Annotated in this window: 28 protein-coding genes and 1 pseudogene; 8 read left to right on the top strand and 21 right to left on the bottom strand. The window is 69.0% G+C overall.

Annotated features, from left to right (window positions below; genetic code table 11):
- Positions 1-12 precede the first annotated feature (12 nt).
- Both DS079_RS17665 and DS079_RS15720 read right to left on the bottom strand, forming a co-directional pair.
- A pseudogene (locus tag DS079_RS17665) lies at positions 13-333 on the bottom strand (MFS transporter); the annotation flags it as partial.
- Positions 334-632: 299 nt separating this feature from the next.
- Positions 633-1,208 (bottom strand): mycothiol transferase, encoded by a 576-nt coding sequence (locus DS079_RS15720; RefSeq protein ID WP_126988740.1) that lies wholly within the window; start codon positions 1,206-1,208, stop codon positions 633-635.
- Positions 1,209-1,343: 135 nt separating this feature from the next.
- Here DS079_RS15720 and DS079_RS15715 point away from each other — a divergent pair, with 135 nt between their 5' ends.
- Positions 1,344-2,321: a helix-turn-helix transcriptional regulator gene (locus DS079_RS15715; protein WP_126988739.1), complete on the top strand. Its 978-nt coding sequence runs from the start codon at positions 1,344-1,346 to the stop codon at positions 2,319-2,321.
- A 32-nt stretch (positions 2,322-2,353) separates the two neighbouring features.
- On the opposite strand, the gene DS079_RS15710 is transcribed toward DS079_RS15715, so the two are convergent.
- Positions 2,354-3,196 carry a sulfite exporter TauE/SafE family protein gene (locus tag DS079_RS15710; RefSeq protein WP_126988738.1) on the bottom strand — a complete coding sequence of 281 codons (843 nt, stop codon included), beginning with the start codon at positions 3,194-3,196 and terminating at the stop codon, positions 2,354-2,356.
- A gap of 196 nt (positions 3,197-3,392) precedes the next feature.
- Here DS079_RS15710 and DS079_RS15705 point away from each other — a divergent pair, with 196 nt between their 5' ends.
- Complete coding sequence (locus DS079_RS15705) at positions 3,393-3,593, top strand: hypothetical protein (protein WP_126988737.1); 201 nt, start codon at positions 3,393-3,395, stop codon at positions 3,591-3,593.
- Positions 3,594-3,671: 78 nt separating this feature from the next.
- Here DS079_RS15705 and DS079_RS15700 read toward each other — a convergent pair whose 3' ends face one another.
- Both DS079_RS15700 and DS079_RS15695 read right to left on the bottom strand, forming a co-directional pair.
- Positions 3,672-4,343, bottom strand: a complete 672-nt coding sequence (locus DS079_RS15700; RefSeq protein ID WP_126988736.1) for a DAK2 domain-containing protein — start codon at positions 4,341-4,343, stop codon at positions 3,672-3,674.
- Positions 4,344-4,354: 11 nt separating this feature from the next.
- Positions 4,355-5,353: a dihydroxyacetone kinase subunit DhaK gene (locus DS079_RS15695; protein ID WP_126988735.1), complete on the bottom strand. Its 999-nt coding sequence runs from the start codon at positions 5,351-5,353 to the stop codon at positions 4,355-4,357.
- Positions 5,354-5,483: 130 nt separating this feature from the next.
- Here DS079_RS15695 and DS079_RS15690 point away from each other — a divergent pair, with 130 nt between their 5' ends.
- Entirely contained in the window at positions 5,484-5,987 is a 504-nt protein-coding gene (locus DS079_RS15690) for a DUF3592 domain-containing protein (RefSeq protein ID WP_126988734.1), read from the top strand.
- A 232-nt stretch (positions 5,988-6,219) separates the two neighbouring features.
- Here the strand turns inward: DS079_RS15690 and DS079_RS15685 are convergent, their stop codons facing one another.
- The 9 genes from DS079_RS15685 to DS079_RS15645 all read right to left on the bottom strand — a co-directional run bounded on the left by DS079_RS15685 (position 6,220) and on the right by DS079_RS15645 (position 17,113).
- Positions 6,220-7,332, bottom strand: a complete 1,113-nt coding sequence (locus tag DS079_RS15685) for a dioxygenase family protein (protein ID WP_126988733.1) — start codon at positions 7,330-7,332, stop codon at positions 6,220-6,222.
- A 487-nt stretch (positions 7,333-7,819) separates the two neighbouring features.
- Complete coding sequence (locus tag DS079_RS15680) at positions 7,820-8,149, bottom strand: metal-sensitive transcriptional regulator (RefSeq protein WP_126988732.1); 330 nt, start codon at positions 8,147-8,149, stop codon at positions 7,820-7,822.
- Positions 8,150-8,175: 26 nt separating this feature from the next.
- Positions 8,176-10,305, bottom strand: coding sequence for a heavy metal translocating P-type ATPase (locus tag DS079_RS15675; RefSeq protein WP_206516183.1), 2,130 nt, complete (start codon positions 10,303-10,305; stop codon positions 8,176-8,178).
- Between the two features lie 66 nt (positions 10,306-10,371).
- Positions 10,372-11,565 carry an FAD-dependent oxidoreductase gene (locus tag DS079_RS15670; RefSeq protein ID WP_164736293.1) on the bottom strand — a complete coding sequence of 398 codons (1,194 nt, stop codon included), beginning with the start codon at positions 11,563-11,565 and terminating at the stop codon, positions 10,372-10,374.
- Between the two features lie 73 nt (positions 11,566-11,638).
- Entirely contained in the window at positions 11,639-11,902 is a 264-nt protein-coding gene (locus tag DS079_RS15665; protein ID WP_126988730.1) for a YHS domain-containing protein, read from the bottom strand.
- Between the two features lie 36 nt (positions 11,903-11,938).
- Complete coding sequence (locus DS079_RS15660) at positions 11,939-14,155, bottom strand: heavy metal translocating P-type ATPase (RefSeq protein WP_126988775.1); 2,217 nt, start codon at positions 14,153-14,155, stop codon at positions 11,939-11,941.
- A gap of 105 nt (positions 14,156-14,260) precedes the next feature.
- Positions 14,261-15,007, bottom strand: a complete 747-nt coding sequence (locus DS079_RS15655) for an Ig-like domain-containing protein (protein ID WP_241237695.1) — start codon at positions 15,005-15,007, stop codon at positions 14,261-14,263.
- 200 nt (positions 15,008-15,207) lie between these two features.
- Positions 15,208-15,423, bottom strand: coding sequence for a heavy-metal-associated domain-containing protein (locus DS079_RS15650; protein WP_126988729.1), 216 nt, complete (start codon positions 15,421-15,423; stop codon positions 15,208-15,210).
- Positions 15,424-15,547: 124 nt separating this feature from the next.
- A complete protein-coding gene (locus tag DS079_RS15645; RefSeq protein WP_126988728.1) occupies positions 15,548-17,113 on the bottom strand; it encodes an MFS transporter in 1,566 nt (521 codons plus the stop codon).
- 168 nt (positions 17,114-17,281) lie between these two features.
- Between DS079_RS15645 and DS079_RS15640 the strand changes: the two genes are divergently transcribed.
- Entirely contained in the window at positions 17,282-17,908 is a 627-nt protein-coding gene (locus DS079_RS15640) for a TetR/AcrR family transcriptional regulator (protein ID WP_126988727.1), read from the top strand.
- Between the two features lie 95 nt (positions 17,909-18,003).
- Here DS079_RS15640 and DS079_RS15635 read toward each other — a convergent pair whose 3' ends face one another.
- Positions 18,004-19,506: a multicopper oxidase family protein gene (locus DS079_RS15635; RefSeq protein WP_126988726.1), complete on the bottom strand. Its 1,503-nt coding sequence runs from the start codon at positions 19,504-19,506 to the stop codon at positions 18,004-18,006.
- A gap of 31 nt (positions 19,507-19,537) precedes the next feature.
- The gene (locus DS079_RS15630) at positions 19,538-19,774 is read right to left on the bottom strand and encodes an SHOCT domain-containing protein (protein WP_010550444.1); all 237 of its coding nucleotides are present in this window, start codon (positions 19,772-19,774) and stop codon (positions 19,538-19,540) included.
- A gap of 191 nt (positions 19,775-19,965) precedes the next feature.
- Between DS079_RS15630 and DS079_RS15625 the strand changes: the two genes are divergently transcribed.
- Positions 19,966-20,646, top strand: coding sequence for a response regulator transcription factor (locus tag DS079_RS15625; protein WP_126988725.1), 681 nt, complete (start codon positions 19,966-19,968; stop codon positions 20,644-20,646).
- A gap of 67 nt (positions 20,647-20,713) precedes the next feature.
- On the top strand, positions 20,714-21,784 hold the full coding sequence (locus tag DS079_RS15620) for a sensor histidine kinase (RefSeq protein ID WP_126988724.1): 1,071 nt from the start codon (positions 20,714-20,716) through the stop codon (positions 21,782-21,784).
- Between the two features lie 34 nt (positions 21,785-21,818).
- Here the strand turns inward: DS079_RS15620 and DS079_RS15615 are convergent, their stop codons facing one another.
- The 4 genes from DS079_RS15615 to DS079_RS15600 all read right to left on the bottom strand — a co-directional run bounded on the left by DS079_RS15615 (position 21,819) and on the right by DS079_RS15600 (position 24,479).
- Positions 21,819-22,586 (bottom strand): cytochrome c biogenesis CcdA family protein, encoded by a 768-nt coding sequence (locus DS079_RS15615; protein WP_126988723.1) that lies wholly within the window; start codon positions 22,584-22,586, stop codon positions 21,819-21,821.
- The gene (locus DS079_RS15610; protein ID WP_164736291.1) at positions 22,586-23,182 is read right to left on the bottom strand and encodes a TlpA family protein disulfide reductase; all 597 of its coding nucleotides are present in this window, start codon (positions 23,180-23,182) and stop codon (positions 22,586-22,588) included. Before DS079_RS15610 ends, DS079_RS15615 begins: the two co-directional genes overlap by 1 nt.
- A 59-nt stretch (positions 23,183-23,241) precedes the next feature.
- The gene (locus DS079_RS15605) at positions 23,242-23,805 is read right to left on the bottom strand and encodes a CueP family metal-binding protein (RefSeq protein ID WP_126988721.1); all 564 of its coding nucleotides are present in this window, start codon (positions 23,803-23,805) and stop codon (positions 23,242-23,244) included.
- Between the two features lie 89 nt (positions 23,806-23,894).
- The gene (locus DS079_RS15600) at positions 23,895-24,479 is read right to left on the bottom strand and encodes a YdhK family protein (protein ID WP_126988720.1); all 585 of its coding nucleotides are present in this window, start codon (positions 24,477-24,479) and stop codon (positions 23,895-23,897) included.
- A gap of 221 nt (positions 24,480-24,700) precedes the next feature.
- On the opposite strand from DS079_RS15600, the gene DS079_RS15595 reads away from it, so the two are divergent.
- Positions 24,701-25,111 (top strand): four-helix bundle copper-binding protein, encoded by a 411-nt coding sequence (locus tag DS079_RS15595; protein WP_126988719.1) that lies wholly within the window; start codon positions 24,701-24,703, stop codon positions 25,109-25,111.
- Positions 25,112-25,187: 76 nt separating this feature from the next.
- On the opposite strand, the gene DS079_RS15590 is transcribed toward DS079_RS15595, so the two are convergent.
- Complete coding sequence (locus tag DS079_RS15590; protein ID WP_126988718.1) at positions 25,188-26,018, bottom strand: C40 family peptidase; 831 nt, start codon at positions 26,016-26,018, stop codon at positions 25,188-25,190.
- Positions 26,019-26,567: 549 nt separating this feature from the next.
- On the opposite strand from DS079_RS15590, the gene DS079_RS15585 reads away from it, so the two are divergent.
- Entirely contained in the window at positions 26,568-26,864 is a 297-nt protein-coding gene (locus DS079_RS15585) for a transposase (protein ID WP_126988717.1), read from the top strand.
- Positions 26,865-26,959 lie beyond the last annotated feature (95 nt).

Below are 26,959 nucleotides of genomic sequence, written 5' to 3'. Positions count from 1 at the left end.
GGCGCCGGCGAACAGGTCCCGCACCACGACGCGGGAGACGATCGTGGCCGCGCCGGCGCTGACGCCCTGCAGGATCCGCAGTGCGATGAGCGCCCCGAGCCCGGTGGCGAGCACCGCCGCGAACATCGCCACGATGTAGATCGCGAGCCCGGTGAGCATGACCTTCTTGCGCCCGAGTGCGTCCGAGAGCGGGCCGTGGAACACGCTCATCACCGCAAAGGAGGCGAGGTAGACGCTGATCAGCTGCTGGAGGACCACGTCGGAGGCGTCGAACTCCTCGCCGATCTGCGCGAACGCGGGGAAGACGGTGTTGATCGTGAACGGGCCGAGCATGCCGAGCGCGGCGAGGGTGAGCGTGATGCGGGCCCCGGCGGTGCGGCGTCGGGTCAGGGTCGGCGGTGCCTGCTCGGCGTCGGGGATGCTCACCCTGCCGAGCCTATGGGCAGGCATTTTCCCTGCCCAGGGAGGTCCACACCCTGGCCGTCCGGGCGGCAGGGCGCTTCGGTGGCGGCGCGCCTGTGCTCGCTGCGCGCCGCCGCCCAGCCGCTCATCCCCGGTGCGCCCACAGGTCGCGCAGCAGCGCCGCCCCCGTGTGCAGGGATGGTCGGGGGCGGGGCGCAGGCGCCTGGCGCTCACCACCCTGCCGGCGGCCACTCCTGCCCGGCGGCGAGCGCGTTGAGCTCGTAGGCGCCCTTCCCGTCGATGCTCTCGCGCAGGATGTCGGCGTGGCCGGCGTGCCGGGCGTTCTCCTCGATCTGGTGCAGGGCGTACCAGCGCAGGCTCCAGCGGGTGCGGCCCTCGAACCAGGGCGCGTCGGGGACGGGCGCGAACATGTCGAGGTCGGCGGCGCGGATCGCGGCGGCGAGCTCCTCCCCCGCCTGGTGCAGCTGCGCGATGAGGGACTCCGGGGTGTCCTCGGGGCGCAGGGCGTCGGGGGCGAGCCCACCCTCGGCCTGCAGCTGCTCCGGGGTGCGCTCGGGGTCGGAGCCCGGTCCGGGGGCGGCGGCGATGGACAGCGCCGCGCCGCCCGCGATCAGCAGGACGTGGCGGGCGAGCGCGCCGAGGCTCATCCCGGAGGCGCTCGGGACCAGGGCGAGCTGCTCCTGGTCGAGCCCGTGCAGGGCGGTGGCGACCTGCTCGATCTGCTGCTGGGCGAAGGTGGCGAGGCTGTCACGCTCGTCGGTGGTCTCGGCGGTCAGGAAAGGCATGGGGTGCTCCTCGGTGGGTGCGGATGCTGACAGGCCCCACCCTCCGCACCGATGCGGACAGATCCTGTCCGTGAAGCGGGGCAGACTGTGCACCACCAGGACCGGACAGCGGTCGACGCGGGAGGAGGAGGCGCGATGAGCGACGTGACCACGAGGGCGCTGCGGCTGCTGGCGCTGCTGCAGTCCCGCTCGGTGTGGACCGGGCCCGAGCTGGCCGACGAGATGCGCGTGACCACGCGGACCGTGCGCCGGGACGTGGATCGGCTGCGGCAGATGGGCTACCCGGTGCTGACCTCGGCCGGGCACGGCGGCGGGTATCAGCTCGGTGCGGGCCGGGCCCTGCCTCCGCTGCTGCTGAGCTCCCCGGAGGCGGTCGCGGTCGCCGTCGGCCTGCGGCTCGCCGCCTCGTCCGGTATCGACGGGCTGGACGAGGAGGCGCTGCGGGCGCTCGCGGCGCTGGACCGGATACTGCCCGCGTCCGTGCGCGCGGAGGTCGGCGCGGTCTCCGAGGCGATGGGCGTGATCTCCCGCCACGCTCCCGGCGCCCGCTCGGAGGTGTTGCTGTCCCTGGTCACCGCGGTGCGGGACGGGGTGCGGGTGCGGGTGGACTACGAGCGGGCCGACGGGGAGCGGTTCGAGCGGCGCCTCGAGCCGCGCCGGGTGCTGTCGATGGAGGGGCGCTGGTACCTCTTCGCCTGGGACCTGGAGCGGGAGGACTGGCGCACCTTCCGCCTGGACCGCATGCACGAGGTGAGCGCCTCGACCCTGCCGATCACCGACCGCCCCGTCCCGGACATCGAGGCCGCGGTGCGGGAGTCGATCACCGTCAGCTCCTACCCCACCGCCTGCACCGTGCGGATTCTGGCCCCGTACGACCAGATCGCACCCCACGTCCCGGCACGCTCCGGCACGCTCGAGGCCGACGGGGAGGACGCCTGCGTGCTCCGCGCCGGCGCCGATGACCTGACCTGGGTGGCGCTGCACCTGGCCCGGATCGGTGCGCCGGTCGAGGTCATCGATCCACCCGCGCTGCTGGAGGAGATCGAACGGCTCGGCCGCTGGGCGGCGTCGGCCGGGCCGGGCGCTGGCGCGGGGGCCGACGAGGAGCCGTGACGGGCCGAGCTGCGGTGAGGGCCCGACCCCGGTCAGGGAATGAGCAGGCCGATCGCGGCGAGGACCGTCAGGCCCAGCACCAGCTTGTCGAAGACCGACTGGGAGATGCGGCGGGCGACCTTCGCGCCCGCGAAGGCGGCCAGCAGCACGACCGGCACGAGCAGCGCGTCCATCGCGAGGGTCTCGGCGGTGAACAGGCCGAGCCCTGCGGAGAAGGGCAGCTTGAACAGGTTGATCACGGCGAAGAACCACGCCGAGGTGCCCAGGAAGGTCAGCACCGGCATCCGCATCATCAGCAGGTACAGCGACATGACGGGCCCGGCGGCGTTGGCGACCATGGTGGTGAAGCCGCCGAGCAGGCCGTAGCCGACGCCCTGCGCAGTCGCGGCGGCGCCCTTGCGGCTGCCGCCCTCGGCCTCGGCGCGGGTCGCGGGCCCGGCGGCCGAAGAGTGGTCCGACGCCTCCGACTCCGCCGCGGTGCGGCGGGCGGCCTGGGCGCGGCGGACGAGGGTGAGGGTGACCAGCGCCAGCAGGATCACGCCGATGGTGACGCGCACAGTCGTGTCGTCGACCGCGGCGAAGAAGAACACGCCGATGATCACGCCGACCATGGCGCTGGGCAGCAGGCGCACGAGGGTGCGCCAGTCCGGTTCGCGTCGGTACACCCACAGCGCCGTCATGTCGCCGAGGATCAGCAGCAGCAGGAGCGCGGCGGTGGACTCCTTCGCGGGCATGGCCAGTGCGAACGCGCCTGCGGCGAGGGTCCCTGCGCCGGGCAGCGCGGTCTTGGAGAAGCCGACGATCAGCGCGCCGAGCACCACCAGCAGCCACGAGGTGGTGCTGAGATCGGGGAGCAGGGCGGCGAGGTCGGACACGAAGAGCGAACCTATCAGCGGGCGAGTCTGCGGTGCGCGAGGTGTCCGGAGCCGTCGTCCACAGTCCTGCGGAACGAGATCCTCATCCAGGAGATCCTCGAGATGTCCCGGAGCGCGCCGGCGCCGCCCGCCATCCCTTCCGGCCGTGCGGGGCTCCTCGGTAGACTCGTGTCCGAACCAGCATGAGGAGATCGCGATGATACTCGGCTCCCGTCCCCGCCCCGATGACAGCGCTCGGACCTACACCGTGCAGATGGAGTCCCGCGGCAACGAGCGCTTCATCGTGGAAGACCGGCTCGACGCAGAGTTCCTGGAGCTCGCCGACGAGTTCGCGATGAAAGCACGCAGGATCCTCGCCGAGAACCCGCGGAAGACTCGGCGTCGAGCACGACGCTGAACCGATCCGCCGCGTTCCGCCGATGGCCCGTCGCCGGCCGAGCTGCTGAGTTCGAAGGCACGAGACGATGCGCGGGCCTCACCCGATCCAGTCGGCGCGGACCTCTCCCCCGTCGGCCCCGGCCGCGGCGCGCAGCGCGCCGACGACCAGAGCCATCGCGCAGGCTCCCGGGTCCATGACTCCCTTCGCGCTGTCGCCGACGTAGCTGGCGCGGCCGCGTCGGGCGGTGAGCTCGGCGGTGCCCTTCGCGGCGTCGATCGCGGCCTTCTCCGCGGCGCCGAGCGCGTGCACGGCATCGGCCCCGGAGCCGGCGGCCTCGCGCAGCGCGGTGACGGCCGGGGCGAGGGCGTCGACCATGGTGCGGTCGCCCACCTCGGCCTCGCCGTACTTCTGGACCACGGCCTGCCCGGCCGCGAGCGCCTCGGCGAGCGCGGCGAGATCCGGGACCTCGCCGTCGCCGGCGGCCCTCGCGAGATCACGGTAGAACATGCCGAACAGGGGGCCGGAGGTGCCGCCCACGCCGAGCCAGGCGCGGGACATGGCGGTGACCCAGCCGCGGTAGTCGGCGGGCTCGCCGCCCTCGAGCTCGCGGCCGAGGTTCTTCATGGCGACGCGGACGTTGTCGCCGAAGTCGCCGTCTCCGGCACGGCGGTCGAGGTCGCCGAGCGCGGGCGCGGCACCCTCGAGGCTCTCGCGAAGGGTCGTGACGACGAGACGGCCGAAGTCGTCGTGCAGGGCGTGGTCGGTCATCGCGGTGCTCCTCACCAGGTCAGGGCAGGGGTCTGGACGGGCGCGTCCCAGAGACGGCGCAGCTCCTCGTCCAGCGGCATCAGCGTCAGCGAGACGCCGTGCATGTCGAGGCTGGTCACGTAGGAGCCGACGAGGCTGCGGCCGACGGCGAGGCCGGCGTCGCCCAGGCGGTGGTGGAGGCGGCGGGCGACGAGGTTCAGCTCGAGCGGGTAGGTGCCGCCGAGGCCGTTGACGATCGCGAGCACCTCGGTGCCGCGCTCCAGGCCCAGCTCCTCCAGCAGAGGGTCCAGGAGCAGGTCGGTGAGTCCGTCGGCGCTGGTGAAGGGGACCCGCCGGGCGGCGCGCTCGCCGTGGATGCCGACGCCGAGCTCGACCTCGTCGTCGCCGAGGGCGAACTGGGGCTCCTCGTCGCCGGGGTGGGTGCCGGCGGTCAGCGCGAGGCTCATGGTGCGGGCGGAGGCGGCGGCGCGCCGGCCCACCTCGGCGACCGCGGCGAGGTCCTGGCCCTCCTCGGCGGCGGCGCCGCACACCTTCTCGACGATCACGGTGGCGGCGGTGCCGCGGCGGCCCGGGCCTCCCCCGTCGGCCGTGTCGGTGGCGAGGTCGTCGTCCACCAGCACGATCTCGGTCTCGACCTGGTCGTCGCCGCTGATCTCGCCGGCGATGCGGAAGTTCAGCACGTCGCCGGTGTAGTTCTTGACGATCTGGACCACGCCGTGGCCGGAGTCCGCGGCCTTGGTCGCCTCGAGGACCTGCAGCGCGGTGGGGCTCGCGAACACGGCGCCGGCGACCGCGACGTCGAGCATCCCGGGGCCGACGAAGCCTGCATGCAGCGGCTCGTGGCCGGAGCCGCCGCCGGAGACGAGGCCGACCTTGCCCGTGGCGGGCTCGGCGCGTCGGACGAAGCGGTGCTCGGCGTCGAGGGCGAGGCGGGCCGGATGGCTGAGGACGAAGCCCTCCAGCGCCTCGGGGACGAGCTGGTCGGGGTCGTTGACGATGCTGCGTCGCATGAGGGTCCTTCCCGCGGGCGGATGCTCCGTCCCGACTCTAGCCGCCGCCGTCCCGCGCCGCACCGTGCCCGGTACGCTCGGTCGGAGTGACACGTCAGCGGGGGCCGACGGGTGAGAGCAAGGGGGAACCATGGACGGGGTGCGCCTGGGCTTCGGCGCGTTCGCGACGCTCTTCGCGCTGGTCGTGCTGCTGCTGGTGCTGGTGGCGCTGTGGATGATGTTCTCGGCCGTGCGGGACCTGCTGCGGGCGCGGCGTCTGGCCTCGAGCGGGATGCGGGCCGAGGGGTGGGTGATCTCCTCGCACGTGCACTACAGCGGCACCCGGGAGGACCGCTCCAGCCGCGTCGTCGAGACGATCGAGTTCACGACCGACCGCGGGCAGACGGTCCGCGCGAACCCGGTGGTCAGCGATGCCGGGACCGTGGACCGCAGCGGCATGAGCGTGACCGTGCTCCACGACCGCGACCGGCCCGAGCGCTTCATCGCGCCGCAGAACGGGCACGCCATCTCCGCGAGGGTCCCGGTGATGCGGATCGGCTTCGCCCTGGTGTTCCTGGCCGTCATCGGGATCATCCTCAACGGCAGCTGGATGATCATCGGCTACGTCCCGTTCCCCTGGCGCGCTGCCTCTTGAGGACGTGCCTGCATAAGGAGGACGTGCCTGCATAAGGGGGACTCCAGCGGCACGGCGAGGAGCTGAGCTCCGCAGCGTGCCGCTGGAGCCCCCTTTCTGCTGATCACCCTGCCGCCGTGGGCAGCTCGTCCGAGTCAGACCTGCTCGTGCCGGGTCAGCTCTCTCCAGGCCGCATCAGCTCGACCGGAGCCGCGTCTGCCCTGCTTGCCGCATCATCCCTGCTGGTGCCGCGTCAGCTCTGCGACGTCCCGCTGCCGTCCTCCGAGGTCGCACCGCCCGGTGCGCCCTCGCCCGGCGCACCCTCGGGCGGGGTGCCGCCGGGTCCGCCCTCGCCGCCGCCCATCCCCCCGCCGCCCATCCCGCCGGCCTCGGGCTCGGTGGTGGTGTCGATCGGGACGTCGATGGCGAAGGAGTAGCCGGAATCGAGGTCGCCGGAGAGGGACGCGAGCTGCTGCTCGTAGCCGTCGGAGAAGATCCCGTCGGTCTCGAGGGTGAGCTGGGAGAGGTTCTCGGCGCTGCCCGCGTACTCGGTGAGCTCGTAGACGCCGTCCGCCTCCGTCTGGGGCAGCGCGATCTGCGAGGTGAGGATCGCGTTGGTCGCGTCGACGATCGACTCCGCGTCGGGGAACACCTCGAAGTGGAGGTGGGGCCAGCGGCCGGCGTAGCAGCCGGGGAAGATGGAGGTGAAGGTGACCTTGCCCTGCGCGTCGGCGATCTGCACGCCGCGCAGGTAGGTCTCCTCCTCCACGCCCTCGGAGTACATCGAGTACTGCCCGGCGGCGTCGCACTGCCACAGGTACACGGCCGCGCCCTCCATCGGCACGTCGCCGCCGGCCATGTCGATGATGGTCATGGTGATGTCGAGGGGGACGCCCTCGGCGGTGGTGTCCGAGTCGATGGAGGAGCGGATGTCGGAGCGCTCCACGCCGCTGGTCTCGAGCACGTCGGCGCCGTTGGAGCCGTCGCCCGGGTAGGGGCCGGCGGTCTCGCCGGGCATCTCAGTGAGCTCGGAGGAAGCGCCGGAGTCGCCGGCATCGCTCGCCCCTCCCCCATCGCTCGCGGCGCCGGTGGTGGAGGCGGAGCCGCCGGTGCAGGCGGCGAGGACGGCGGTGACGCTGCCCGCGCCGAGCACGCCGAGCGCGCCGCGGCGGGAGACCAGAGTGCCGACGTCGAAGGCGAGGCCCTGGTCCTCGACATCCTCGGCCGGGTGGTGGAGGGGCCGGCCCTCGAAGCTGTTGCGCGGTGCGGTGCCCGAGGGGACCGCTCCGGCGGAGTTATGTGCGACGGTGTGCTCGCGCGCCTCGGGATAGGGGCGGCCGACGCGGCGGGGGTCGGTGGTGTCCATGACGGGTCCTCTCGGTCTCCTGGTGTGGAGCCGGAAAGCTAGAAGCGCAGGCTGTAGAGCCGCTGTCAGCTTTCCGTGATCTGCCGGGAGGGTGTCGGGGAGCTCGCTGGGAGCCATGGGCGACGCGGTCCCGGGGGCGTCGGCGAGGGGCCGGACCGAGACGGCCGCGGAGTCTCGGTCACGTCGGTCCTGACCTGCGGCGGGGGCGCGGTCCCCGGCGGCCGGCGAGCGCGGCGGCGAGACGCTGGAGGCGCCGTCCCGGAAAGCGGCCGAGGTCGAGGGCGCTGTGATGCAGAACGCCTGTAGGTTCTCGCGCGACCTGTCAGGGGTGCGACGCCGTGAACTGCGGCGCGACAAGGAGGTTACCTGCTCGAATTCTCATGAAGTTGTCGGGTTCCTCAAGGCGGTGAGTGGTGCCCGAGGGCAACCTGGTCGAATCCAAAGCTGTGCCGTTGATCGATTGCGTTGTCGGTGGTGGTGGAATGGTTCAAGACTTGACGAGGCGCCGTACTGCGTCCGAAGCCTCCTTCAGCTTCTTCTCGGCCTCGTCTCCGCCTTCGCGGGCGGCATCGAGGACGCAGTGACGGAGATGGTCGTCGAGCAGGCCCAACGCAACGTTCTCGAGCGCGCTGTTCAGAGCGGAGATCTGGGTGAGGATGTCGATGCAGTAGACGTCCTCGTCGACCATGCGGGAGATACCGCGAGCTTGCCCTTCGATGCGCTTGAGACGGTTGAGGTAGCGGGGCTTGTCTTGGATGTATCCGTGGGGCCCGCTGTGGCAGGCCTGGTCTTCTGCGGTTTCAGGGACAGTGGTCATCAGTATTTCCGTTCGGTGAGAGAGGATCAGCGGCGATTTCGTATGGCGGCGACGGTCGCTTCCGGACGCAGGTCGAGGCGTCGCAGGAGCTGGGCGTTCAGGGCGACGACGACGGTGGACAGGGACATGAGGATCGCGCCGACGGACATAGGCAGCACGAAGCCGATGGGGGCGAGGATCCCGGCTGCGAGTGGCACGGACAGCAGGTTGTAGCCTGCGGCCCACCAGAGGTTCTGCTTCATCTTGCGGTAGGCGGCTCGGGAGAGTTCGATGACCGAGAGTACCGAGCGCGGATCGGAGCTGGCGAGTACCACCCCGGCCGAGGCGATCGCGACGTCGGTGCCGGCACCGATCGCGATGCCGACATCTGCCTGAGCGAGTGCAGGGGCGTCGTTGACGCCGTCGCCGACCATCGCGACCTTCTTGCCCTCCTTCTGGAGCTGGGCGACCTTCGAGGACTTATCCTCGGGTCGCACCCCGGCGAAGACACGGTCGATACCGAGCTCCTTGCCGACGCTGTTCGCGACCGCCTCGGCGTCTCCGGTGATCATGACGACCTCGACGCCCAAGTTGTGCAGCGCATCGATGGCCTCGCGAGACTCGGGGCGCACTTCATCGGTGAGCTTGAGACCGCCGATCATCTCACCGTCCCGCAGGACGTGAAGAATGATCGCGCCCTCCCGGCGCCAGGCCTCAGCCTCTTCGACCTCGCTCGCTCCGGTCTCCTCGAGCAGGCGGGGACCGCCCACGCGGATCTCGTGCCCGTCCACCTGGGCACTCACGCCCAACGCGGGGGTGGAGCTGATGTCGGAGCCCGCAGGAATCTGGGCTCCCTCGGCCTGTGCCTTGGCGACGATGGCGCGGGCGAGCGGGTGCTCGCTCTCCGCCTCGGCGGCAGCTGCCAGGGTCAGCATCACGGTCTCGTCCACGCCGCGGGTGATGATCTCAGCGAGGACGGGCTCACCCTTCGTGAGGGTGCCGGTCTTGTCGAACAGGACGGCGTCGACTGTCCGCATTGCTTCCAGCGCCAGACGGTCCTTTACCAGGACTCCGCCGCGGGCGGCCCGCTCGGTGGCGATGGAGACGACCAGCGGGATCGCGAGCCCCAGCGCATGGGGGCAAGCGATGACCAGGACCGTCACCGTGCGAACGACGGCCTCATCTGGCATCCCGAGCAGCGACCAGACAATCGCGGTGATCACGGCAGCGCCGAGAGCGAACCAGAACAGCCACGCCGCAGCGGTATCCGCGATGCGCTGGGCCCGGGACGAGGAGTTCTGCGCCTCGGTGACCAGGCGCTGGATACCGGCGAGGGCGGTGTCGTCGCCCGTGGCGGTGACTTCGATGCGGAGACTGGAGTCGGTGGCGACGGTGCCCGCCACGACGGAGTCTCCGGTGGAGCGCGTCACTGGGCGAGACTCGCCGGTGACCATGGACTCGTCCACGTCGGCGCGGCCTTCCCGGATCGTGCCGTCGGCCGGGACGCTCGCCCCGGGGCGGACGAGGACGAGGTCGCCTCGCTGCAGCTCGTTGGGCGAGACGCTCACGAGCTCGCCCCCTTCGATGCGTTCTGCCATGTCCGGCAGCAGTGCGGCCAGAGAGTCGAGCGCGGAGGTGGTCTGGGCGAGGGAACGCATCTCGACCCAGTGGCCCAGCAGCATGATCACGATCAGCAGGGCGAGCTCCCACCAGAACTCGAGCTGGTGGTCGAGGATCCCGAGAGTCGCACCCCAAGAGGCGATGAACGCGACCGTGATCGCGAGCCCGATCAGGAGCATCATCCCGGGCTGACGGGAACGGATCTCGGAAACGGCGCCGGTGAGGAACGGGCGGCCGCCCCAGATGTACATGACTGTGCCGAGAACCGGGGCGATCCATAGAGCGCCGGGGAACTCGGGAACGCTGTACCCGAGCAGCATCGCGAACATCGGCGAGAACACGACAACTGGGACCGCGATGATCAGGTTGATCCAGAACAGCCGCCGGAACTGCCCGACGTGGTCCCCGTGCCCGGCGTGGCCCCCGTGCCCTGAGTGACCCTCGTGTCCCGAGTGGTCTCCGTGAGTTCCGTGGTCGTGATGCGCCTCGGGTGCGTCGTGCTCAGCAATACCGGTGTGGGCGCCATGAGGCGTGGGGGAAGGATGAGAGTGCTGCATGCCGGGTTCTCCGTGGTCGTGACGGTGTGGGTGGTTGCCAGCGTTCATGCACCCCACCATATACCCCTAGGGGGTATGTGTCGAGGGGTCGGATTCTGCTGTCAACATCGGCGTGATCGAGGTGTGGAGGCGCGGCACGAGAGCCATCACGTCGGGGCCGGAGTCCAAGCCGCTGACTCCGACGAGCCGACCCGCTCGGTCGTGGGTGAGAACGAGGGGGCTGGTAGAGAAGGCGCGCGAATTCCCGAATCGGCCTGTGTGTCCAGCAGCGAGATAGAGGTGCTGGTGGATCTGTGCGCTGTAGAGGGCGCGGGGTCGGTAGGGCCCGGGGGCGTCCGCGCGCCCGAGCGAGGCCAGGACGCTGCGTGCGGCGTGCGCGCCCTGTGCCTCGGCGTCGCTCCAATGATCGATGCGCCAGGTTGTGCCGTCAGTCTCGTGGACCGCGACGCCTCCTGCGGCGTAGACGTTCTCGTGGTCACGGCTGCGCAGCCGAGAATCGACAGCGATCGCTCCTCCCCATGGGGAGGGGGAGTGCGGGCGCGTTCCAAGGGCGGTGATGGCCAGGTCCGCGGCAATGACGCGGCCGTCGGTGAACTCGGCGTGCAGCTCGCTCTCGACGAGCTCAAGGCGCGTCAGCGCGTGACCGAAGTGCGTGTCGACAGTGTCCCGATGTGCCTGGGAAAGCTGTCCTGCGACCTGGGCGCCGAAGGCGGTGGCCCCGGGGATGGGCGACGAGGCAGCGAGCGTGACCCTGCATCCAGCGTCGCGGAGGATTCCCGCGGTCTCGGCTCCGATGAACCCTGCCCCGTAGATCAGGACCCGCGGGGAGGGCGTGCGGTCGAGGACGCCGCGCACACGGAGCGCATCGTCCAGGGAATGCAGATGCGTCACCCGTCCGCTCTCCAGGGCGGCAGGGCTGGTGATACCCGGAGGCAGGGCGCGTGGCACGCTTCCCGTAGCGACGATCAGCGCGTCATAGTCCACGCGGGCTCCAGAGCGCAGGTGAACGGTCTGCTCTTGGGGGTCCACCGCCTGGACGCGATCCCGGACTGGCGGAGCGGACAGTACTGGCAGATGTGCGTGATGGGGTTCGAGGAGGCCGGTGGCGACAGCCTTGTTGACCAGAGTGCGGTTATACGGGGTGGTTTCCGTATCGATGATTGCGGTTGTAGTGATCTCTTCGTGCTGGGCGAGTTCCCGAACGGCGGCCGCCCCCGCAGCTCCTGCACCGATGACGAGAACGTGTGTCGTGTCGGGCATTGCCGAGCTCCGATCTATATGGGGGAGGGGGCGCACTGCCTGACAGTGGCCCCCTCCCGCTGAGCGGTGGTCCTCAGGCGGCGACGTACTTCTGCGGGTCGGCATCGAACAGGGGACCGCACCCGGCGCAGCACAGCCAGTAGCGGGTGCCCTCGTAGTCGCGGTACAAGCCCGCGGCCTCGGCGATGCTCTTGACGACGGGCCGGCCTTCCATCACCGGACAGGTGGCCATGTCGTCCTCCGCGGCGCCCATCAGGTTCGGGCGCCCCTCGGACTCCACGGAGGAGTGGGAGGTGTGGCCGCAGCAGCTGGAGGTCTGGTCGGTCGTGTCGTTCATGGGGTTCCTTCCATAGTGGTTTCGTGCGGGGAGGGGTCAGTTCTTCGCGATGGAGGTGAAGCCGCGCAGGCGCAGGCTGTTGCCCACGACGAAGACGCTGGAGAAGGCCATCGCGGCGCCGGCGAGCATGGGGTTGAGCATGCCGAGCGCGGCGATGGGGATCGCGGCCGTGTTGTAGGCGAAGGCCCAGAACAGGTTGGTTTTGATGGTCGAGAGGGTCTTGCGGGACAGGCGGATGGCATCGACGGCGCTGCGGAGGTCGCCTCGTACCAGGGTGATGTCGCTGGCCTCGATCGCGACGTCGGTGCCGGTGCCCATCGCCAGTCCCAGGTCGGCCTGGGCGAGGGCAGGTGCGTCATTGACGCCGTCGCCGACCATTGCGACGGTGCGGCCCTCGCGCTGGAGGCGGGAGACCACATCGACCTTCTCCGACGGTAGGACTTCGGCGATGACCTCGTCGATGCCGACCTCAGCGGCGATCTGGCGGGCCACGGCCTCGTTATCGCCGGTCAGCAGGACCGGGGTCAGACCCAGCGCCTTCATCGCGGTGACGGCCTCAGCGCTGGTGGGCTTGACCGTGTCGGCGACCACCAGGATCCCGCGGGCGATGCCGTCCCAGCCGATGGCGACGACGGTCTTGCCCTGCTCCTCGGCGTCCGCCTTGGCGGCAGCGACCTCGGGGCTCAGGGTCATCTGTGTCTCGGCGAGGAGGCTCTCGCGGCCGACGACGACGGTGCGTCCCTCGACGGTGCCGCGCACGCCCTTGCCCTCGACGTTGGTGAAGTCCGACAGCGTCGGGAGTTCGCCGACCTCCTGGGTGGCGCCCTTGGCGATCGCCTGGGCGATCGGGTGCTCGGAGGAGTCCTCAACGGCGCCGGCCAGTCGCAGCAGCTCGGCGCGATCGGTGCCTTCATCGGTGACGACATCGGTGAGGGTCATCTTGCCGGTGGTGACGGTGCCGGTCTTGTCCAGCACCACGGTGTCGACCTTGCGGGTGGATTCGAGCACCTCGGGTCCCTTGATGAGCACACCCATCTGGGCTCCGCGGCCGGTGCCCACCAGCAGCGCGGTCGGGGTCGCCAGACCCAGCGCGCAGGGGCAGGCGATCACGAGCACGGCGACGGCTGCAGTGAAGGCCGCGGTGACGGGGAACCCGGCGCCGAGCCACGCCCCGAGGGTCAGCGCGGCGACCAGGATGACGATCGGCACGAAGATCCCGGAGATGCGGTCGGCCAGGCGTTGGACCTCGGCCTTGCCGGTCTGGGCGTCCTCGACGAGCTTCGCCATCTGAGCCAGCTGGGTGTCGGAGCCGATGCGCGTGGCGCGGACCACGAGGCGTCCGCCGGCGTTGACGGTGGCGCCGGTGACGGCGTCCCCCTCACTCACCTCGACGGGAACCGACTCCCCGGTGAGCATGGAGGCGTCGACCGCGGAGGTGCCGGAGACGACGGTGCCGTCGGTGGCGATCTTCTCGCCGGGGCGGACGATGAAATCGTCACCCTCTACGAGATCGTCGATGGCGATCTTCTGCTCCTGGCCTCCGCGCAGCACGGAGACTTCTTTCGCGCCGAGCTCGAGCAGGGCGCGCAGTGCGGCGCCGGCCTGGCGCTTGGAGCGCTTCTCGAAGTAGCGGCCGGCCAGGATGAACATCGTGACGCCCGCGCCGACCTCGAGGTAGATGTTCGCCGCACCGTCGGAGGGCGCGATCGTCAGCTCGAAGGGGTGAGTCATGCCTGGGGTGCCGGCGGTTCCGAAGAACAGTGCGTACAGGGACCACAGCAGGGCGGCGGAGGTGCCCATCGAGATGAGCGTGTCCATCGTGGCTGCGCCGTGCTTGAGGTTCGTCCAGGCCGCCTTGTGGAACGGCCAGGCGCCCCACACGATGACCGGGGCCGCGAGCGCGAGGGAGAGCCACTGCCAGTAGGGGAACTGAATGGCGGGGATCATCGCCATCGCGATGACCGGGACGGTCAGCGCGACCGCACCGATCAGCCGGTGGCGTAGCGAGGTCAGCTCCGGGTCGGAGTCCTCCTGATCGTCCCCAGGCGTGTTCGCTGAGTCCTTGCCGGTGGTGGGCTTGGGTAGCGCGGCGGTGTAGCCGGTCTTTTCGACTTCACTGACGAGCAGCTGCGGATCGTAGCCCTCTGGGGCCGTCACCTTGGCTTTCTCGGTGGCGTAGTTGACGGTCGCGGTGATGCCGTCGAGCTTGTTGAGTTTCCGCTCGATCCGGTTCGCGCAGGATGCGCATGTCATGCCGCCGATTTCCAGCTCGATGCCGGCCTCCGCGATGAGCGGTGCTTCGGTGTTCACTCCAGGTCCTTTCCGATCTGTTGCGACGGTCGATCCGGCCCGGAGGGGTCAGTGACCGTCCGGGTGCGCATCGGCGCTCTCGTTCTCGGTGCCCTGCTCCGCCTCGACGATGAACTGCGCGGTGTGCACCTCGCCATCGATCTGGAAGTCCAGATAGAGGTAGTAGCGGCCGGCCGTAGGGGCCTCCGCCATGAAGGAGATCTCCGGGCCGGAGGTCTCCCCGGCAGCCGGGTCCTCGCCCTCGGCGTGGACGTGGAGGTACTCCATATCGCCCTCGCGCAGGGCGACGAGATGGCCGAAGGCGCCGAGGTAGGGCTCCAAGGTGGTCACCGGAGCGCCGTCCTGGGTGACGCTCAGCGTGAGGTCGCTGGATGTCCCGGCAGTCAGCTCTCCGTCCAGAGTCACCTCGAACCCGTCGACCTCGTCCTTCGCGGAGAGGAGACGGTCGGTGACCGGCGTGAGTTCGCCGGCAACGTCAACGGTTCGCGACAGCGTCAGGGTGTCCTCGCCGTCGCCGGTGGGGGCGAAGTCGGCGTAGATCTTGTACGTACCGGCTTCCTCCCACTGCCAGGGCAGGGACCAGCTGCCGGTGGATGGGTCCAGCTCCGGGTGCACATGGCGGTACTGGGTGCCGTCGGTGCGGACAACGATCAGGTGCATCTCCTTCTCATGAGCCTCCTGATACTCCGTGACGGGGCTCCCGTCGGGCCCGGTGATCGTGTAGGCGAGCTCTCCGGCCTGCTCAGCGGACTGCGGAGCGGAAACCTCGGACAGCACGTATCCCTGCGATGACATCGATACTCCCTTCTGCGGTGCGGCCTCGGGCTGCGTATCCGCGCCTCCACCGTGGTCGGGATCGTCGTACGATGTGTCGGCTGCCTGCGCCGACCATCGCTCGACGACCCGGTCCGGGACGACGGCGCCGGCTGCGACGAATGCGCCGCCGAAGGTCACTGCGATCGCAGCGCCGTAGGCGATCAGTCGTCCCGCGGCATTCATCGGGTCTTGACCGCCGAGTAGCCGGCCTCCTCGACCGCGGTGAGGACCTGTGCGTCGTCGAGGGGCTCCTCGGAGGTGACGACGAGGCGGCCCGTCTGGGCGCTGACCTGAATGTCAGTCACCCCGGACAGCTCGCCGACCTCCTCGCGGACGGACATCTCGCAGTGCCCACAGGTCATTCCGGTCACCTGATACTCGTTCGTCGTCGTCATGGTCGTGCTCCTCTCAATTTGTATACCCCCACGGGGTATCTTTCCAGGGTTGAGGCTATACCCCCTCCCGGTACCACGCAAGGCCTGTGGCTACGAGTGCCGGGCAGCGGCTCGCCGGCTCCACTCACCGCACGGATTCCTCGGCGGGCCTCGATTCGGACGCGGACTCACCGGTGGGTCGGATATGGCGCAACCGCGTAGCGGCAATGAGTGCGGCGAGAGCGGCGATGGCAGCGGAGACCATGCCGGCGGTGTTCAGCCCGCTGGTGAACGCCTGTTGCGCCGCGGTGGTCAGGGCTGCGCCGACCGCGTCGGGCAGCTGTCCCGCGGTGGCGAGGGCTCCATCGATGCCGGACTCCGCGGCGACCGCTGCTTCTGCTGGCACGCCGTCGGGCATGGTGTCGGCGATCTGGCCGCGGTAGGTGGCAATGCCAATGCTGCCGATGACCGCCACCCCCAGGGAGATGCCCAAGTCGTTCACGGTGGTCGCCAAACCGGAGGCGCCGCCGGCCTTCTCCGGCGGGACCGAGCTGACGACCAGTTCCGTCGTCAGCGCCATCGATGGTGCAACCCCCGGGTATGTGACCACGAAGCTCGCGATCACGAGTGCGAGGCCCGTGCCGGCGTCCAGCTGCGTGAACAAGATGTACCCGACGATCTGCGTGAGCAGGCCGAGCGCGATCACGTTGCCAGGACGGAATTTCCGGGCCAGCATCGGGGAGAGGGTGGAGACGACGATGAGGACCGCCGCGGCGGGGATGATCGATAGCCCCGCCTGCATCGGCGAGAGCCCCTGAACCTGTTGCAGGTACTGGGTGAACAGGGAGTACACCCCTCCCAATGCCGCAGCCGACAGGAGGAAAACGGTGAGCGCTCCACTGACGGTGCGGTTGGCGAACAGTCGCACATCCAGTAGAGGGTGTGTGGCGCGCAGCTGCCGGATCACGAACCATAGACCGATCAGCGCTCCGGCGACCAGCAGTCCGATCGATGGCCCGACCGGCTCCTGGGTAGCGAAGCGCTTGATGCTGTAGATGATCCCGAGTAGCGAGGCGACGAGAAGTAGGGCGCTGAACAGGTCGATCTTCGCAGTACGATCCTTGTGCTCAGGTAGGAGCAGCGGGGCACCGATCGCGACCAGCGCCATCACCGGGACGGCGACTAGGAAGGTCGACTGCCAGCCGAACGCCTCGAGCAGGAGCCCGCTGAGCAGGGGGCCGAGCGCGACACCTGCGGAGATGCCGCCGGCCCACACCCCGATCGCGATTCCGCGGGCCTTCGGGTCGGCGAACAGCACGAAGATCAGCCCGAGGGTGGAGGGAAGCATCATGGCTCCTCCGAGCCCGAGAACGGCTCGCCAGAGGATCATCAGCTCCGGGCTCGTCGTCAGCGCCGCGGCGATCGAGACGATCCCGAACACGATGGCGCCGAGAACCATGAGTCGGCGCTTGCCGACGCGGTCGCCGAGGACGCCCATCGCGACGAGGAACCCGGCCATCACGAACCCGTAGATGTCGAGAATCCATAGCAGCTGTGCGCTCGTCGGGATCAGGTCCGCGGCCATGTTCGGGGCCGCGAGGAACAGGATCGTCAACATCATGAACAGCAGCGTGGAGGGGATCACGAGTACCGCAAGACCCCACCACTGCTTCGCCCCCGTCCGGGGTACAGGTGCATCCGCTTCAGACATGGCGCACCTCGTTCGTCTCATGCTTCTTCATTCTCATGGCCTCTGGCCCTTCCGTCCTTGACTGCGTTTCCGTGGGGTGGGACCCCACAACACCGAACTCGAACATCGGTGTACGGGTTACAACCGATAGAGTAACCCATACATTCCCGTACGAGTTAGAGGTGTAAGATGCCGAACGTCAAGGGCACGACCGCAGCAGGTGAACGCGGCAAGAGCGGTCTGGCGGTCAATCAGCGAGTCGACGCACAGCGCAACCGGGCGAAGATCCTCGCCGCCGCGCCGGTCGCGCTGCGCAAGAACCCGGACGCTTCTGTCGCCGACATCGCCGCCGAAGCCGGCGTGGGCCGCATGACCCTGTACGGGCACTTCGCCAACCGCGCGGCACTGATCGATGCGACCCTCGCGGACAGCCTCGAGCAGGCCGAGGACGTCCTCGGGAACGTACCCCTCGACGGGGACCCAGCGGCAGCGCTCGAAGCCCTCATCGCGTCGAGCTGGTCTCTCCTGGAACGTGTCCGCTCTGTGCTCGTGGTGGCACAGCGCGAATTGCCGTCAGCGCGTATCCGTGAGATGCATGAGGTGGCCGAGGGGCGCATGCAGGGTCTCTTCGAACGCGGACAGCGTGAAGGGGTGTTCCGCGCAGAGCTTCCGGTCAGCTGGCTTCTCGCCGTCACCCATCTGGCCATGAACGCCGCCGCCGAAGAGGTGACCGCTGGACGGATCGAGCGCAGGGACGCGGCCGACCTCATCATCGGAACCCTGCTCCCAGCCTTCACCGCCTCCGAAGGACGCTGACGGCCACACTGGGGTAGCAGTCAGTTCTCGCTCCTGCCAAGCCATAGGCCCCCGACGTCTGCCTCCCTCGACGTCGGGGACCTGCACGTACGACGTCAGGACGCGTAGTCGATCCCTGTCATCATGCCGGCTTCCTGGTGGTACGCGTTGTGGCAGTGCGCTGCCCACCGGCCCGGATTGTCCGCATCGAAGTCGAGGGCGAACGATTCCATGGGCGCGAGCATCACCGTGTCCTTCCGGAGCCCCGACGGCAGGGCGAACGTATGCCCGTGGATGTGGAGGGGGTGGCTCATCATCGTCTCGTTGGTCGCGGTGATCCGCACCCGCTGCCCCTCGCGGATGCTGAGTGGAGTGTACTGACCGTAGGGAGCGCCGTTAATGGCCCACTGATACGGCTGCATTGACCCCTGGAATGCGAGCTCCAGCTCGGTGTCGACGGCGCGGTCCTCGAGCCGTGCGGTCTCGGCCGGTTCCAGGGTGGACCCGATGAGGACGTCCTCGTCGAGCTCCCGGACCTGAACGTCCGGAGCGGGCACTTCCCCGGCACCGGTCCTCAGCACGGCGAGCCCTTGACCGCCGCTGGACTTCCCGACGGGACGCGCCACCAGAGGGAACATGCCGTTCTTCACCGTGACCACCACGTCATACCGCTCACCCATGCCGAGGTACAGCGCCTTGACGGTGACCGGCTCGACGGCGAACCCGTCCGATTGGGTGACGGAGAGGTCGTGGTCGCCGAGCGCGAGGGCGAAGATGGTGTCGGCGGAGGCGTTGATCAGACGGATGCGCACGCGCTGGCCGGGCTTCGCCTCGAAGATCTCCGGTGCTTCGGGAACCCGGCCGTTGACCAGGAAGTGGGGGTAGGCCACGTCACCGGCGTCGCCCCAGGGCTCGTCCCCCATCGGCATGCCGCCGTGGTCCATGCCGCCAGGTCCGTCGTCGCCCATGGGCATGTCGCCGTGGTCCATGCCGCCGCCATCCGAAGGCCGGGCGCCGGTCAGCGCGGCCAGGACCTCGTCGGGGGTCTGCCCGGTCCCATCGATCCAGTCATCGAGAGTCACGATCCATTCCGCATCGTAGTCACCGGGTTCGTCGGGATCGTCGATGATCAGCGGCGCGTAGAGCCCGCGGTCCAGCTGCAGGCCGACGTGGGAGTGGAGGAAGTAAGTGCCGGGGTCGGGGGCGACGAACTCGTAGGTGAAGGAGGTGTCCGGCTTGACCGGGTCCTGCGTCATCCCCGGAACCCCGTCGGCTGCATTGTGCAGTCGGATGCCGTGCCAGTGGATCGTGGAGGCCTCGGGCAGGCGGTTCTCGAGCGTGATGCGCAGCAGATCCCCGGCCGTGGCGCGGATCAGCGGCCCGGGGAGGGACTCGCCGTATGCCCAGGTCGAGACCGTCTTCCCTCCGAGGTCCACCGTCGTCGGCGCCGCGGCGAGGGTCTGGGTGACGACGTTCTGACCGGCTTTCGGCGTCAGGGCAGGAGGCGGTGCGAAGCCTCCAACTTCGGTCGGAGCGGCTCGGTCGCCACATGCCGCGAGCGTCAGTGCTGCCGCGCCGAGGCCTCCGGAGAACACGGTGCGGCGGGAAAAAGTCTTCACAGGTGCAGTCCTTCTAGAGCGAGGGGTGGTGTCATGGCCGAAAGGCGTCCAAGACCAGTCGTCGTCGTTGCTCGAACTCATCGGCCGTGATCTCTCCTCGAGCCAGGCGCAGCGAGAGTTCCCCGATCGCCTCGTTCTCGTCCCGAGCGCGTCGGGGGCGCCCGGGCAACACGGTGCGTGCCAGCAGCAGCGCCGAGGCCCAGAGGAGAACGAGGAGACCGGCGACCATCGCCCACATCAGCCACGACATCGCATCGGTCGGCATCATCGAGGGGCTCCCTTGGTCGAGTACGTACGCGACACGGTCCCCACCAGGTTCCCCGGGACGGTCGAAGTTCTCGTCGAGAATTCCTCAAGATCCGGTCCAGATAGTCCGCCTGCACCTCCATAGACGCGCGGTGTCCAGGAACGGAGACCAGACTGGAGCTCATGAGGAGTGAATCGGCTCGAGCCGCAGCGATGGTTCTCGTCGTCGAGGACGAAGCGGCGCTGTCGGACGTCGTCCAGGCGTATCTCGCGAAGGCCGGCTACGCGACTGCGAGCGCGCGGAGCGGTCCGGAGGCGGTGGAGATGGCCCGTGCCCTGGCGCCGGACGTGATCGTCCTCGATCTCGGCCTGCCTGGTTTAGATGGCTTGGAGGTGATGCGCAGGATCCGCACTTTCTCGGACTGCTACGTGCTGATCACGACGGCGCGATCCGAGGAGGTGGACCGCCTGGTGGGGCTCTCGGTGGGGGCGGATGACTACCTCACCAAGCCGTTCAGCGTGCGTGAGCTTGTCGCCCGGGTCCAGGCCGTGCTGCGTAGGCCCCGCGCCGAGTCAGGGAATGCTTCAGGCATGGTGTGTACGTTCGGCGAGCTTGAGATCGACACTGCTGCCCAGGAAGTACGACTCGCTGGCCGGATGGTCCCGCTGACCCCCACCGAGAGGGGGCTCCTGATGACCCTGGCGCACCGGCCGGGCCAGGCTTTCAGCCGCGGCCAGCTGATGGAAGCCGTCTGGGGCGACAGCTGGATCGGAGATGACCATCTCGTTGATGTGCACATCGCCAACCTCCGACGAAAGCTCGACGAGACGGCTGAGTCTGCACGGTTCGTCACCACGGTGCGCGGTATCGGATACCGGATGGGGAAGGGCTGAGCTTGTGACCGCCCCCAGTTCATCTGTTCGAACGGTTCGTCCTGGCACCAGCTTGGCCTCGCGCCTGATGGCGGGCCAGCTCATCGTGTTGCTCGCCGGCGCGCTCACCATCACGGTGCTGACGGTGATCATCGGGCCTGCCGTCTTCCATTACCACCTGCTCCAGACCGACCTCCCCGTGGGCAGTGCCGAGCTCGTCCATATCGAGCGCGCCTACCGCGATGCGCTCGCACTCGCCCTCGGAGTCGGACTGGTGGTCTCCCTCCTGGCCGCGGGACTTGTCACCTGGAACTTGGCGCGACGACTCCGCCAGACGCTGCACGGTCTCACCTCGGCTGTCGATGAACTGTCCCGGGGCCACTACTCCACACGCGTTCCCTCCGTCGGAGCCGGGACCGAGCTGGATTCGCTGGCGGCCACGCTCAACGACATGGCTGCACGCCTGGATGCCGTCGAAGAGACCCGACGCCAACTGCTCTCCGACCTCGCCCATGAGCTGCGCACCCCCATCGCCACCCTCTCCGCGCATCACGAGGCCATGGCCGACGGCGTCATCGAAGCCGATGCGGCCATGCCCATCCTCGCCGGCCAGACCGTGCGACTGTCGCGGTTGGCCGACGACATCAGTGAGGTGTCCCGGGCCGAGGAGGGCCAGCTCCCGGTACAGCTGCACCCCCTCGCCGTCGATGACTTGCTGGCATCAGCACTCCAGGAATGGGAGGAACGGTTTGAGACAGCGGGTGTGGCATTACGACGAGAAGTCGCCCTGCCCCACTCCGTGACGATCCACGCGGACCCGGACCGCCTCGCCCAAGTACTTGGGAACTTGCTGAGCAATGCTCTGCGGCACACTTCCCCCGGAGGCACCGTCACGGTCTCGGCAGCCACCCACGGCAGCACGGTGGAGATCGCGGTAGCGGATGACGGCGAAGGGTTCACCGCTGAGGACCGGTCTCGCCTGTTCGAACGCTTCTTCCGCGCCGACAGCTCCCGCACCCGTGAGAACTCCGGCTCAGGCATCGGCCTGACGATCAGTCGAGCCCTGGTCGATGCGCACGGCGGGACCATGGCCGCGGCCAGTGAGGGCTCAGGGCGGGGAGCCACCTTCACCATCCGGTTGCCCCGAGCAATCGTCTGACCGCTGAGCCGGCCGCGTACGGCGGGCTCAGCGATCAGACGATCGTGGTGAAGTTGCCGATCCGCACCTGGAGCAGTGCCATCCACTGCTCCCACACTCCGGAGACCAGCAGGAGTCCGATGGCGATGAGCACGGAGCCGCCAACGATCTGGAGCGTGCGGCGATGCCGGGACAGCACCCTGGAGATTCCGAGGGCACGCCGGAACACGAGGGCGAAGAGGATGAACGGGATCCCGAGCCCGATCGCATAGCCGAAAGCCAGGAGAGCGCCGCGGCTCGCGGAGGCCTCCCCGAGGCTGAGCGCCGCGACTGCGGCGAACGTCGGCCCGATGCACGGGGTCCAGGAGAAGCCGAACGTTATCCCGAGCAGCGGGGCGCCTGCGAGTCCGGCATCGGGGCGCTTCCGGATCCGTTTCTCACCGGAGAGGCGGGGGAAGATTCCCACGAACACCAGGCCCATGAGGATGACCAGCACCCCGGAGATCCGATTGATCGCGCTCGTGTACTGGATCACCAATGACCCGAGTGCACCGACGAAACCGCCGATGACCAGGAACACCGCCGTGAAGCCCGCGACGAACAGTACAGCGCCGGTGACCAGGCGCCATGGCCGTTCCCCGGGATCGCCGGTGCGGGGCGGCCCGGCGCTTCCTCCGGTGAGCCCGGTGATGTATCCGAGGTAGCCGGGGACCACCGGAAGCACGCACGGCGAGAGGAACGCGACCAGACCGGCCACCATCGACAGCAGCAGGGCTGCGGCCAGGGGTCCGCTCAGCACGGTGGTGGCGAACAGTTCACCCATCAGGCGGCCTCCGCTAGCACGGCATCCAAGAGGCTCTCTAGGGTGCTCTGATCGGCTGCGCCCGCGATCCGGGCGGCTACTCGTCCTTCAGCATCGAGGATCAAAGTCGTGGGGACGGCGTTGGGCGAGACGCTGCCGTCCATGGACGCGATCACCGCGCCGTCGGTGTCGGGGATCGAGGGGTAGGTGATGCCGAAGGTCTCCTCGAACGCGGCGGCCGGCCCGGTCTTGTCGCGCGTGTTCACGCCCACGAATTCCACTCCCAGGGCGCTGTACTCGGAGTGCACGGCCTTCAGCGCCGGTGCTTCGACCCGGCACGGCGGACACGACGCATACCAGACGTTGATCAGCAAGGGTGCACCGCGCAGCGCCGTGGAGTCGAAGTCGTCGCCGTCATAGGTGGTTCCCCGAATCTCCAGAGGATCGGCGCGTCCCTCCGGGGGGATCTCGACGACAACCCCATCACCGGAGACGTACCCGGCGTTCGCCTCACTCGCCGCATCCGAAGAACCGCTGCACGCCGCAAGAAGGGGCGCGAGGACGAGCAGGCTCCCGCCCCGCCGCAGCGTGGTCCGCCGACTCAGGCGTGGTGTCACGCTCCGCCCAGTTGGGCCGACCACCGAATGCCAGAAGGCGGACCGGGTGCTTCGCCTGCTCACGTCAGCTGGAGACTGGTCAGACAGGTCAGATCATCCTCCGCCTGGGTCGAGATGGACGCGGTCCCCGTGTAGTCCTCGAGGGTGCACGTGAGCTCCGCGGTGATCCCGCGCGGTAGCCAGAGACCGAGGAACCCGTTGTCATGCGTGGTGCGAGGGCCCTCTTCAAGGACCTCGCCCGAGCTGCTGTCGACCACGCTCACGGTGAGCTCGCGGCTGCGCAGTTCTCCGCGGCACGTGGTCAGGCTGTGGAAGGCGCACTCGTGGGTGGTCTCGACGAACGGGGCCACCGACAAATAGAACTGGTCCTCGGGAAGGGGCAGCTCGGCCTCGCGCCCTGCATCGTCTTGGAGCTGCAGAGACGTCGCGGTGACGCTGGCGATCAGATCCTGCGGTCGCTCAGCCACCGGGAGCGCCTCGAGCCGGTCGATGATCTCGTGCGCGTCCGCGTCGGCGAAGCCATGTTCCTGAAGCAACTCCTGATCACCCGTGATGGATGCGGGCTCGGACCCACCGGCCCCGCAGCCGGCGACCACGAGCGGGAACAGGCCGGCACCGAGCACGAGCGATCGGCGCGGCAACCGGCCGGTGCGACGACGGGGCCTACCCCCGGAGGAGGCGAGCGCACCTCGAGGGCTCGACGGGGAGGTCATCACGCAGGCTCGATCTCGCTCTCGACGACCCACTTGTGGTTCGTCATCATCATCCCGTCGGCTTCGTAATCGACCATGTACACGGTCTCCTCGGTGGCACTGTCGATGGTGGCCTCAGCACCCTCCATCCCGGTCATGTGATCGGCGGTGATGACCACCTCGGTGCCCTCTGCCAGCGGTGCCTCGCCCGGGTTCTCGAGCTCCTCGTGAACGACCCACTTGTGGTCAGTGACCGGCTCACCGCCATCGGTCGGCGTGAAGCTGACCGAGTAGGTCGTGGTGTCGAAGGCGCCCGAGATCGTCGCCGTCGCCCCCTCCATGCCCTCCATGTGGTCCGCCGTGAGCGTCACCTCCGTGCCGACCGGGAACTCGGGATCCTCCGCAGACGCCATACCTTCGGGCGCAGGGCCGCCATCCATCGGGTGCTCCATGCCGCCGTGGCTGCCTCCATCGGACGCCTCCGACGCTTCTGACTCGCCCGGCGTCTGACCCTCCTCAGACCCGCTGTCGGTGCAGCCGGCAAACACAATCGCACCGGTGACGACGACGGCCGCGAGACGGCCGAGAGAGCGACGAGAACGCATGATTTCTCCTAGTCAGAGGACACTTTGCACCAGCCTATGACCCCTAGATCAAGGTCTCCTCAAGGTCAGATCTTGACTTCTTGAGCACAGCGTTGGCCAGTCATTCCGCATTGCCTCCAAACGAGTGGTCTATCCGCTTCCGTCCTTCGGGGGGCGATGGTTAGCGTCGTCAGGACGGGCCGGCATCCGCCGGTCCGTCCGGAACGAGAAGGAGCAGGATCATGACCCATCACGTCGCATCAATGCTTCAGACCTTCCCGAAGGACCTCGGCACCATCGACCAGCAGAAGCTCGCCGAATGCATCGAGGCCTGCTTCGAGTGCGCTCAGACCTGCACCGCCTGCGCGGACGCCTGCCTGGCCGAAGACATGGTGGCGGAGCTGACCCAATGCATTCGCCTGAACCAGGACTGCGCCGACGTCTGCGAGGTCACCGGCCGGGTTCTATCCCGCCAGACCGGGAAGAACGTCGCCCTCAACCGTGCCCTGCTCGAGGCGTGTCAGGCGGCGTGCCGGTCCTGCGCCGAGGAGTGCGAGAAGCACGCTGAAATGCACAAGCACTGCAAGGTCTGCGCGGACGCCTGTCGCCGCTGCGAGCAGGCCTGTGCAGAGCTGTTGGCCTCGATCAGCTGATACCGCTGCCTCTGCACGCAAAGGGAGCCCCGACCGTTGGTCGGGGCTCCCTCTGCGCGGGCGTTGCGACCTGCGGTCAGCGGAAGGTGACGAAGGTCGGCGAACCCCAGATGGTCCGCTCGGTGACGGCGCCCGGGGTGCGCCCCGCGTCGATGACCGTGTCGCCACCGGCGTAGATCCCGAGGTGGCCGGGCCACACCACGAGGTCGCCGGGCTGGGCCTCGGACTTGGAGATCGTGGTGCCGGCCGCGACCTGCTGCGACGAGGTGCGGGGCAGGTCGATGCCGGCCTGTCCGTACGCGTAGGAGCTCAGGCCCGAGCAGTCGAAGCTGACCCCCGGCTTGGAGGTGCCCCACGAGTAGGAGGCCCCGATCTGGCTGCGCGCGGCGTCGACGATCGCCTGCTGCGAGTTCGTCGCGGAGTTCGAGGGGGCGGGAGCAGAGGTTCCACCGCCCGAGGTCGATGCGCCGCCGTTCAGTGCGCCGCGCGTCTCGGGGCCCACGATGCCGTCGATCTTCAGGCCATGCGAGCGCTGGAAGTCCTTCACGGCCCCATGGGTGAGCTTGCCGAACTTGCCATCGACCGACAGCGAGGCACCGTGTTCGTTCAGTGCCGTCTGGAGCTGCTCGACCGACGAGCCCTGCGATCCCCACCGCAGCTTCTCGGCCGCAAGCGCGGATGTCGCATGTGCAGGAGCCGGTGCCGTGGGGGCTGAAGCCTGCGCAGCAACGGCAGGTGCGGCGGGCGAGCCGGCGGGGGCGGCCTGCGCGGGGCCCGCGAGCAGTGCGGAGCCGATGACGACCGTGCCGAGCACAGCGGCACCACCGGTGCCCCGCAGTGCGCGGCCGGCGGTCCCGACAGGCGTGACTGCTCGGCCGACGGCGCGGTGGGTGTTGTTCTGGGCCATGGTTCTACTCCGTAAATTTCCCACTCGAGTCGGGCGGGAGTTGATGACTTCGTCGGGGCCACAGCGACAGCGGAGCGAGCATCGAGGGGACGGCTCATGTCGTGGGCGGCGAGATCAACCTACGGCCCTGCGCGGCTCAGCAGAACAGCGATGGACGGCTCTGCTCGAGGATTTAACTGAGGCTTGACGCCATCCCCCAGATACCCCCAGAGGGTAGGACTCCGCTTTACCCCCCAGAGGTACGGAGTTGGAACGTGGACCCAGCTTGTCCTCAGCCTCTCGGGTGGCGTGGAGAGTGCTGAGCTTCCTGGCTGGGGGTATCAGGGACAGGTGCACGTGCCAGTGACTGAACCTCCTTGGACGGACTCGGACTGTCGAGTTCGGAGAGGTGCTCCGCGGGGAAGCATGCGCGGTAGCGGTTCCGGAAGGGTAGCGCGGGCAGGGTTGGGCGGTCGGGGATCAGGGTGTTGCTCTTGAGATCTGGGCTTACCCTCCTGATGTTGACGCCTGAGATAGCGGGTCGCGCTGACCTGCGGGAGGGTTGTCGTCATGGGAAAGCGGAAGAAATACACGCCGGAGTACCGCCGAGAGGCCGCGGCTCTGGTGCTGGATACGGATCGTCCGATCGCGCACGTGGCCGAGGAGATCGGCATGGGTGCGCAGCTGCTGGGCCGCTGGGTCCGGCAGGAACGCGAGCGCCGCGACCCGCTGCCGGGGACGGATACGCCCTTGGCCGCCGGGGAGCGGGAGGAGTTGAAGAAACTGCGGCGGCGGGTCCATGACCTGGAGCGGGACAATGAGTTCCTGGGAAAAGCTGAATCGCCCCGGGTCTGGTGGAGGCTCTGATCCCACGGGAGGATGAGGAGCATGGCAGCACCGAGGAAGTACCCCGATGAACTTCGGGAGAGGGCCACGAGGATGGCCGTGGACGCGCGGCGGGA

The sequence above is a fragment of the Brachybacterium paraconglomeratum genome (assembly GCF_003994255.1).
GTDB classification, from domain to species: domain Bacteria; phylum Actinomycetota; class Actinomycetes; order Actinomycetales; family Dermabacteraceae; genus Brachybacterium; species Brachybacterium conglomeratum.
Note: the sequence above shows the minus strand (reverse complement) of the source record. Positions and strands in the feature narration are given on the sequence as shown.

What these genes read in the sequence shown, in the direction of transcription:
- DS079_RS15680 (WP_126988732.1), bottom strand. Translation starts at nt 8,149, where the DNA reads ATGACCACTGTCCCTGAAACCGCAGAAGACCAGGCCTGCCACAGCGGG.
- DS079_RS15600 (WP_126988720.1), bottom strand. Translation starts at nt 24,479, where the DNA reads ATGCGTTCTCGTCGCTCTCTCGGCCGTCTCGCGGCCGTCGTCGTCACC.
- DS079_RS15715 (WP_126988739.1), top strand. Translation starts at nt 1,344, where the DNA reads ATGAGCGACGTGACCACGAGGGCGCTGCGGCTGCTGGCGCTGCTGCAG.
- DS079_RS15615 (WP_126988723.1), bottom strand. Translation starts at nt 22,586, where the DNA reads ATGGGTGAACTGTTCGCCACCACCGTGCTGAGCGGACCCCTGGCCGCA.
- DS079_RS15620 (WP_126988724.1), top strand. Translation starts at nt 20,714, where the DNA reads ATGGCGGGCCAGCTCATCGTGTTGCTCGCCGGCGCGCTCACCATCACG.
- DS079_RS15670 (WP_164736293.1), bottom strand. Translation starts at nt 11,565, where the DNA reads ATGCCCGACACGACACACGTTCTCGTCATCGGTGCAGGAGCTGCGGGG.
- DS079_RS15720 (WP_126988740.1), bottom strand. Translation starts at nt 1,208, where the DNA reads ATGCCTTTCCTGACCGCCGAGACCACCGACGAGCGTGACAGCCTCGCC.
- DS079_RS15595 (WP_126988719.1), top strand. Translation starts at nt 24,701, where the DNA reads ATGACCCATCACGTCGCATCAATGCTTCAGACCTTCCCGAAGGACCTC.
- DS079_RS15630 (WP_010550444.1), bottom strand. Translation starts at nt 19,774, where the DNA reads ATGATGCCGACCGATGCGATGTCGTGGCTGATGTGGGCGATGGTCGCC.
- DS079_RS15685 (WP_126988733.1), bottom strand. Translation starts at nt 7,332, where the DNA reads ATGGACACCACCGACCCCCGCCGCGTCGGCCGCCCCTATCCCGAGGCG.
- DS079_RS15690 (WP_126988734.1), top strand. Translation starts at nt 5,484, where the DNA reads ATGGACGGGGTGCGCCTGGGCTTCGGCGCGTTCGCGACGCTCTTCGCG.
- DS079_RS15705 (WP_126988737.1), top strand. Translation starts at nt 3,393, where the DNA reads ATGATACTCGGCTCCCGTCCCCGCCCCGATGACAGCGCTCGGACCTAC.
- DS079_RS15665 (WP_126988730.1), bottom strand. Translation starts at nt 11,902, where the DNA reads ATGAACGACACGACCGACCAGACCTCCAGCTGCTGCGGCCACACCTCC.
- DS079_RS15645 (WP_126988728.1), bottom strand. Translation starts at nt 17,113, where the DNA reads ATGTCTGAAGCGGATGCACCTGTACCCCGGACGGGGGCGAAGCAGTGG.
- DS079_RS15660 (WP_126988775.1), bottom strand. Translation starts at nt 14,155, where the DNA reads ATGACATGCGCATCCTGCGCGAACCGGATCGAGCGGAAACTCAACAAG.
- DS079_RS15585 (WP_126988717.1), top strand. Translation starts at nt 26,568, where the DNA reads ATGGGAAAGCGGAAGAAATACACGCCGGAGTACCGCCGAGAGGCCGCG.
- DS079_RS15625 (WP_126988725.1), top strand. Translation starts at nt 19,966, where the DNA reads ATGGTTCTCGTCGTCGAGGACGAAGCGGCGCTGTCGGACGTCGTCCAG.
- DS079_RS15650 (WP_126988729.1), bottom strand. Translation starts at nt 15,423, where the DNA reads ATGACGACGACGAACGAGTATCAGGTGACCGGAATGACCTGTGGGCAC.
- DS079_RS15640 (WP_126988727.1), top strand. Translation starts at nt 17,282, where the DNA reads ATGCCGAACGTCAAGGGCACGACCGCAGCAGGTGAACGCGGCAAGAGC.
- DS079_RS15700 (WP_126988736.1), bottom strand. Translation starts at nt 4,343, where the DNA reads ATGACCGACCACGCCCTGCACGACGACTTCGGCCGTCTCGTCGTCACG.
- DS079_RS15655 (WP_241237695.1), bottom strand. Translation starts at nt 15,007, where the DNA reads ATGTCATCGCAGGGATACGTGCTGTCCGAGGTTTCCGCTCCGCAGTCC.
- DS079_RS15590 (WP_126988718.1), bottom strand. Translation starts at nt 26,018, where the DNA reads ATGGCCCAGAACAACACCCACCGCGCCGTCGGCCGAGCAGTCACGCCT.
- DS079_RS15675 (WP_206516183.1), bottom strand. Translation starts at nt 10,305, where the DNA reads ATGCAGCACTCTCATCCTTCCCCCACGCCTCATGGCGCCCACACCGGT.
- DS079_RS15695 (WP_126988735.1), bottom strand. Translation starts at nt 5,353, where the DNA reads ATGCGACGCAGCATCGTCAACGACCCCGACCAGCTCGTCCCCGAGGCG.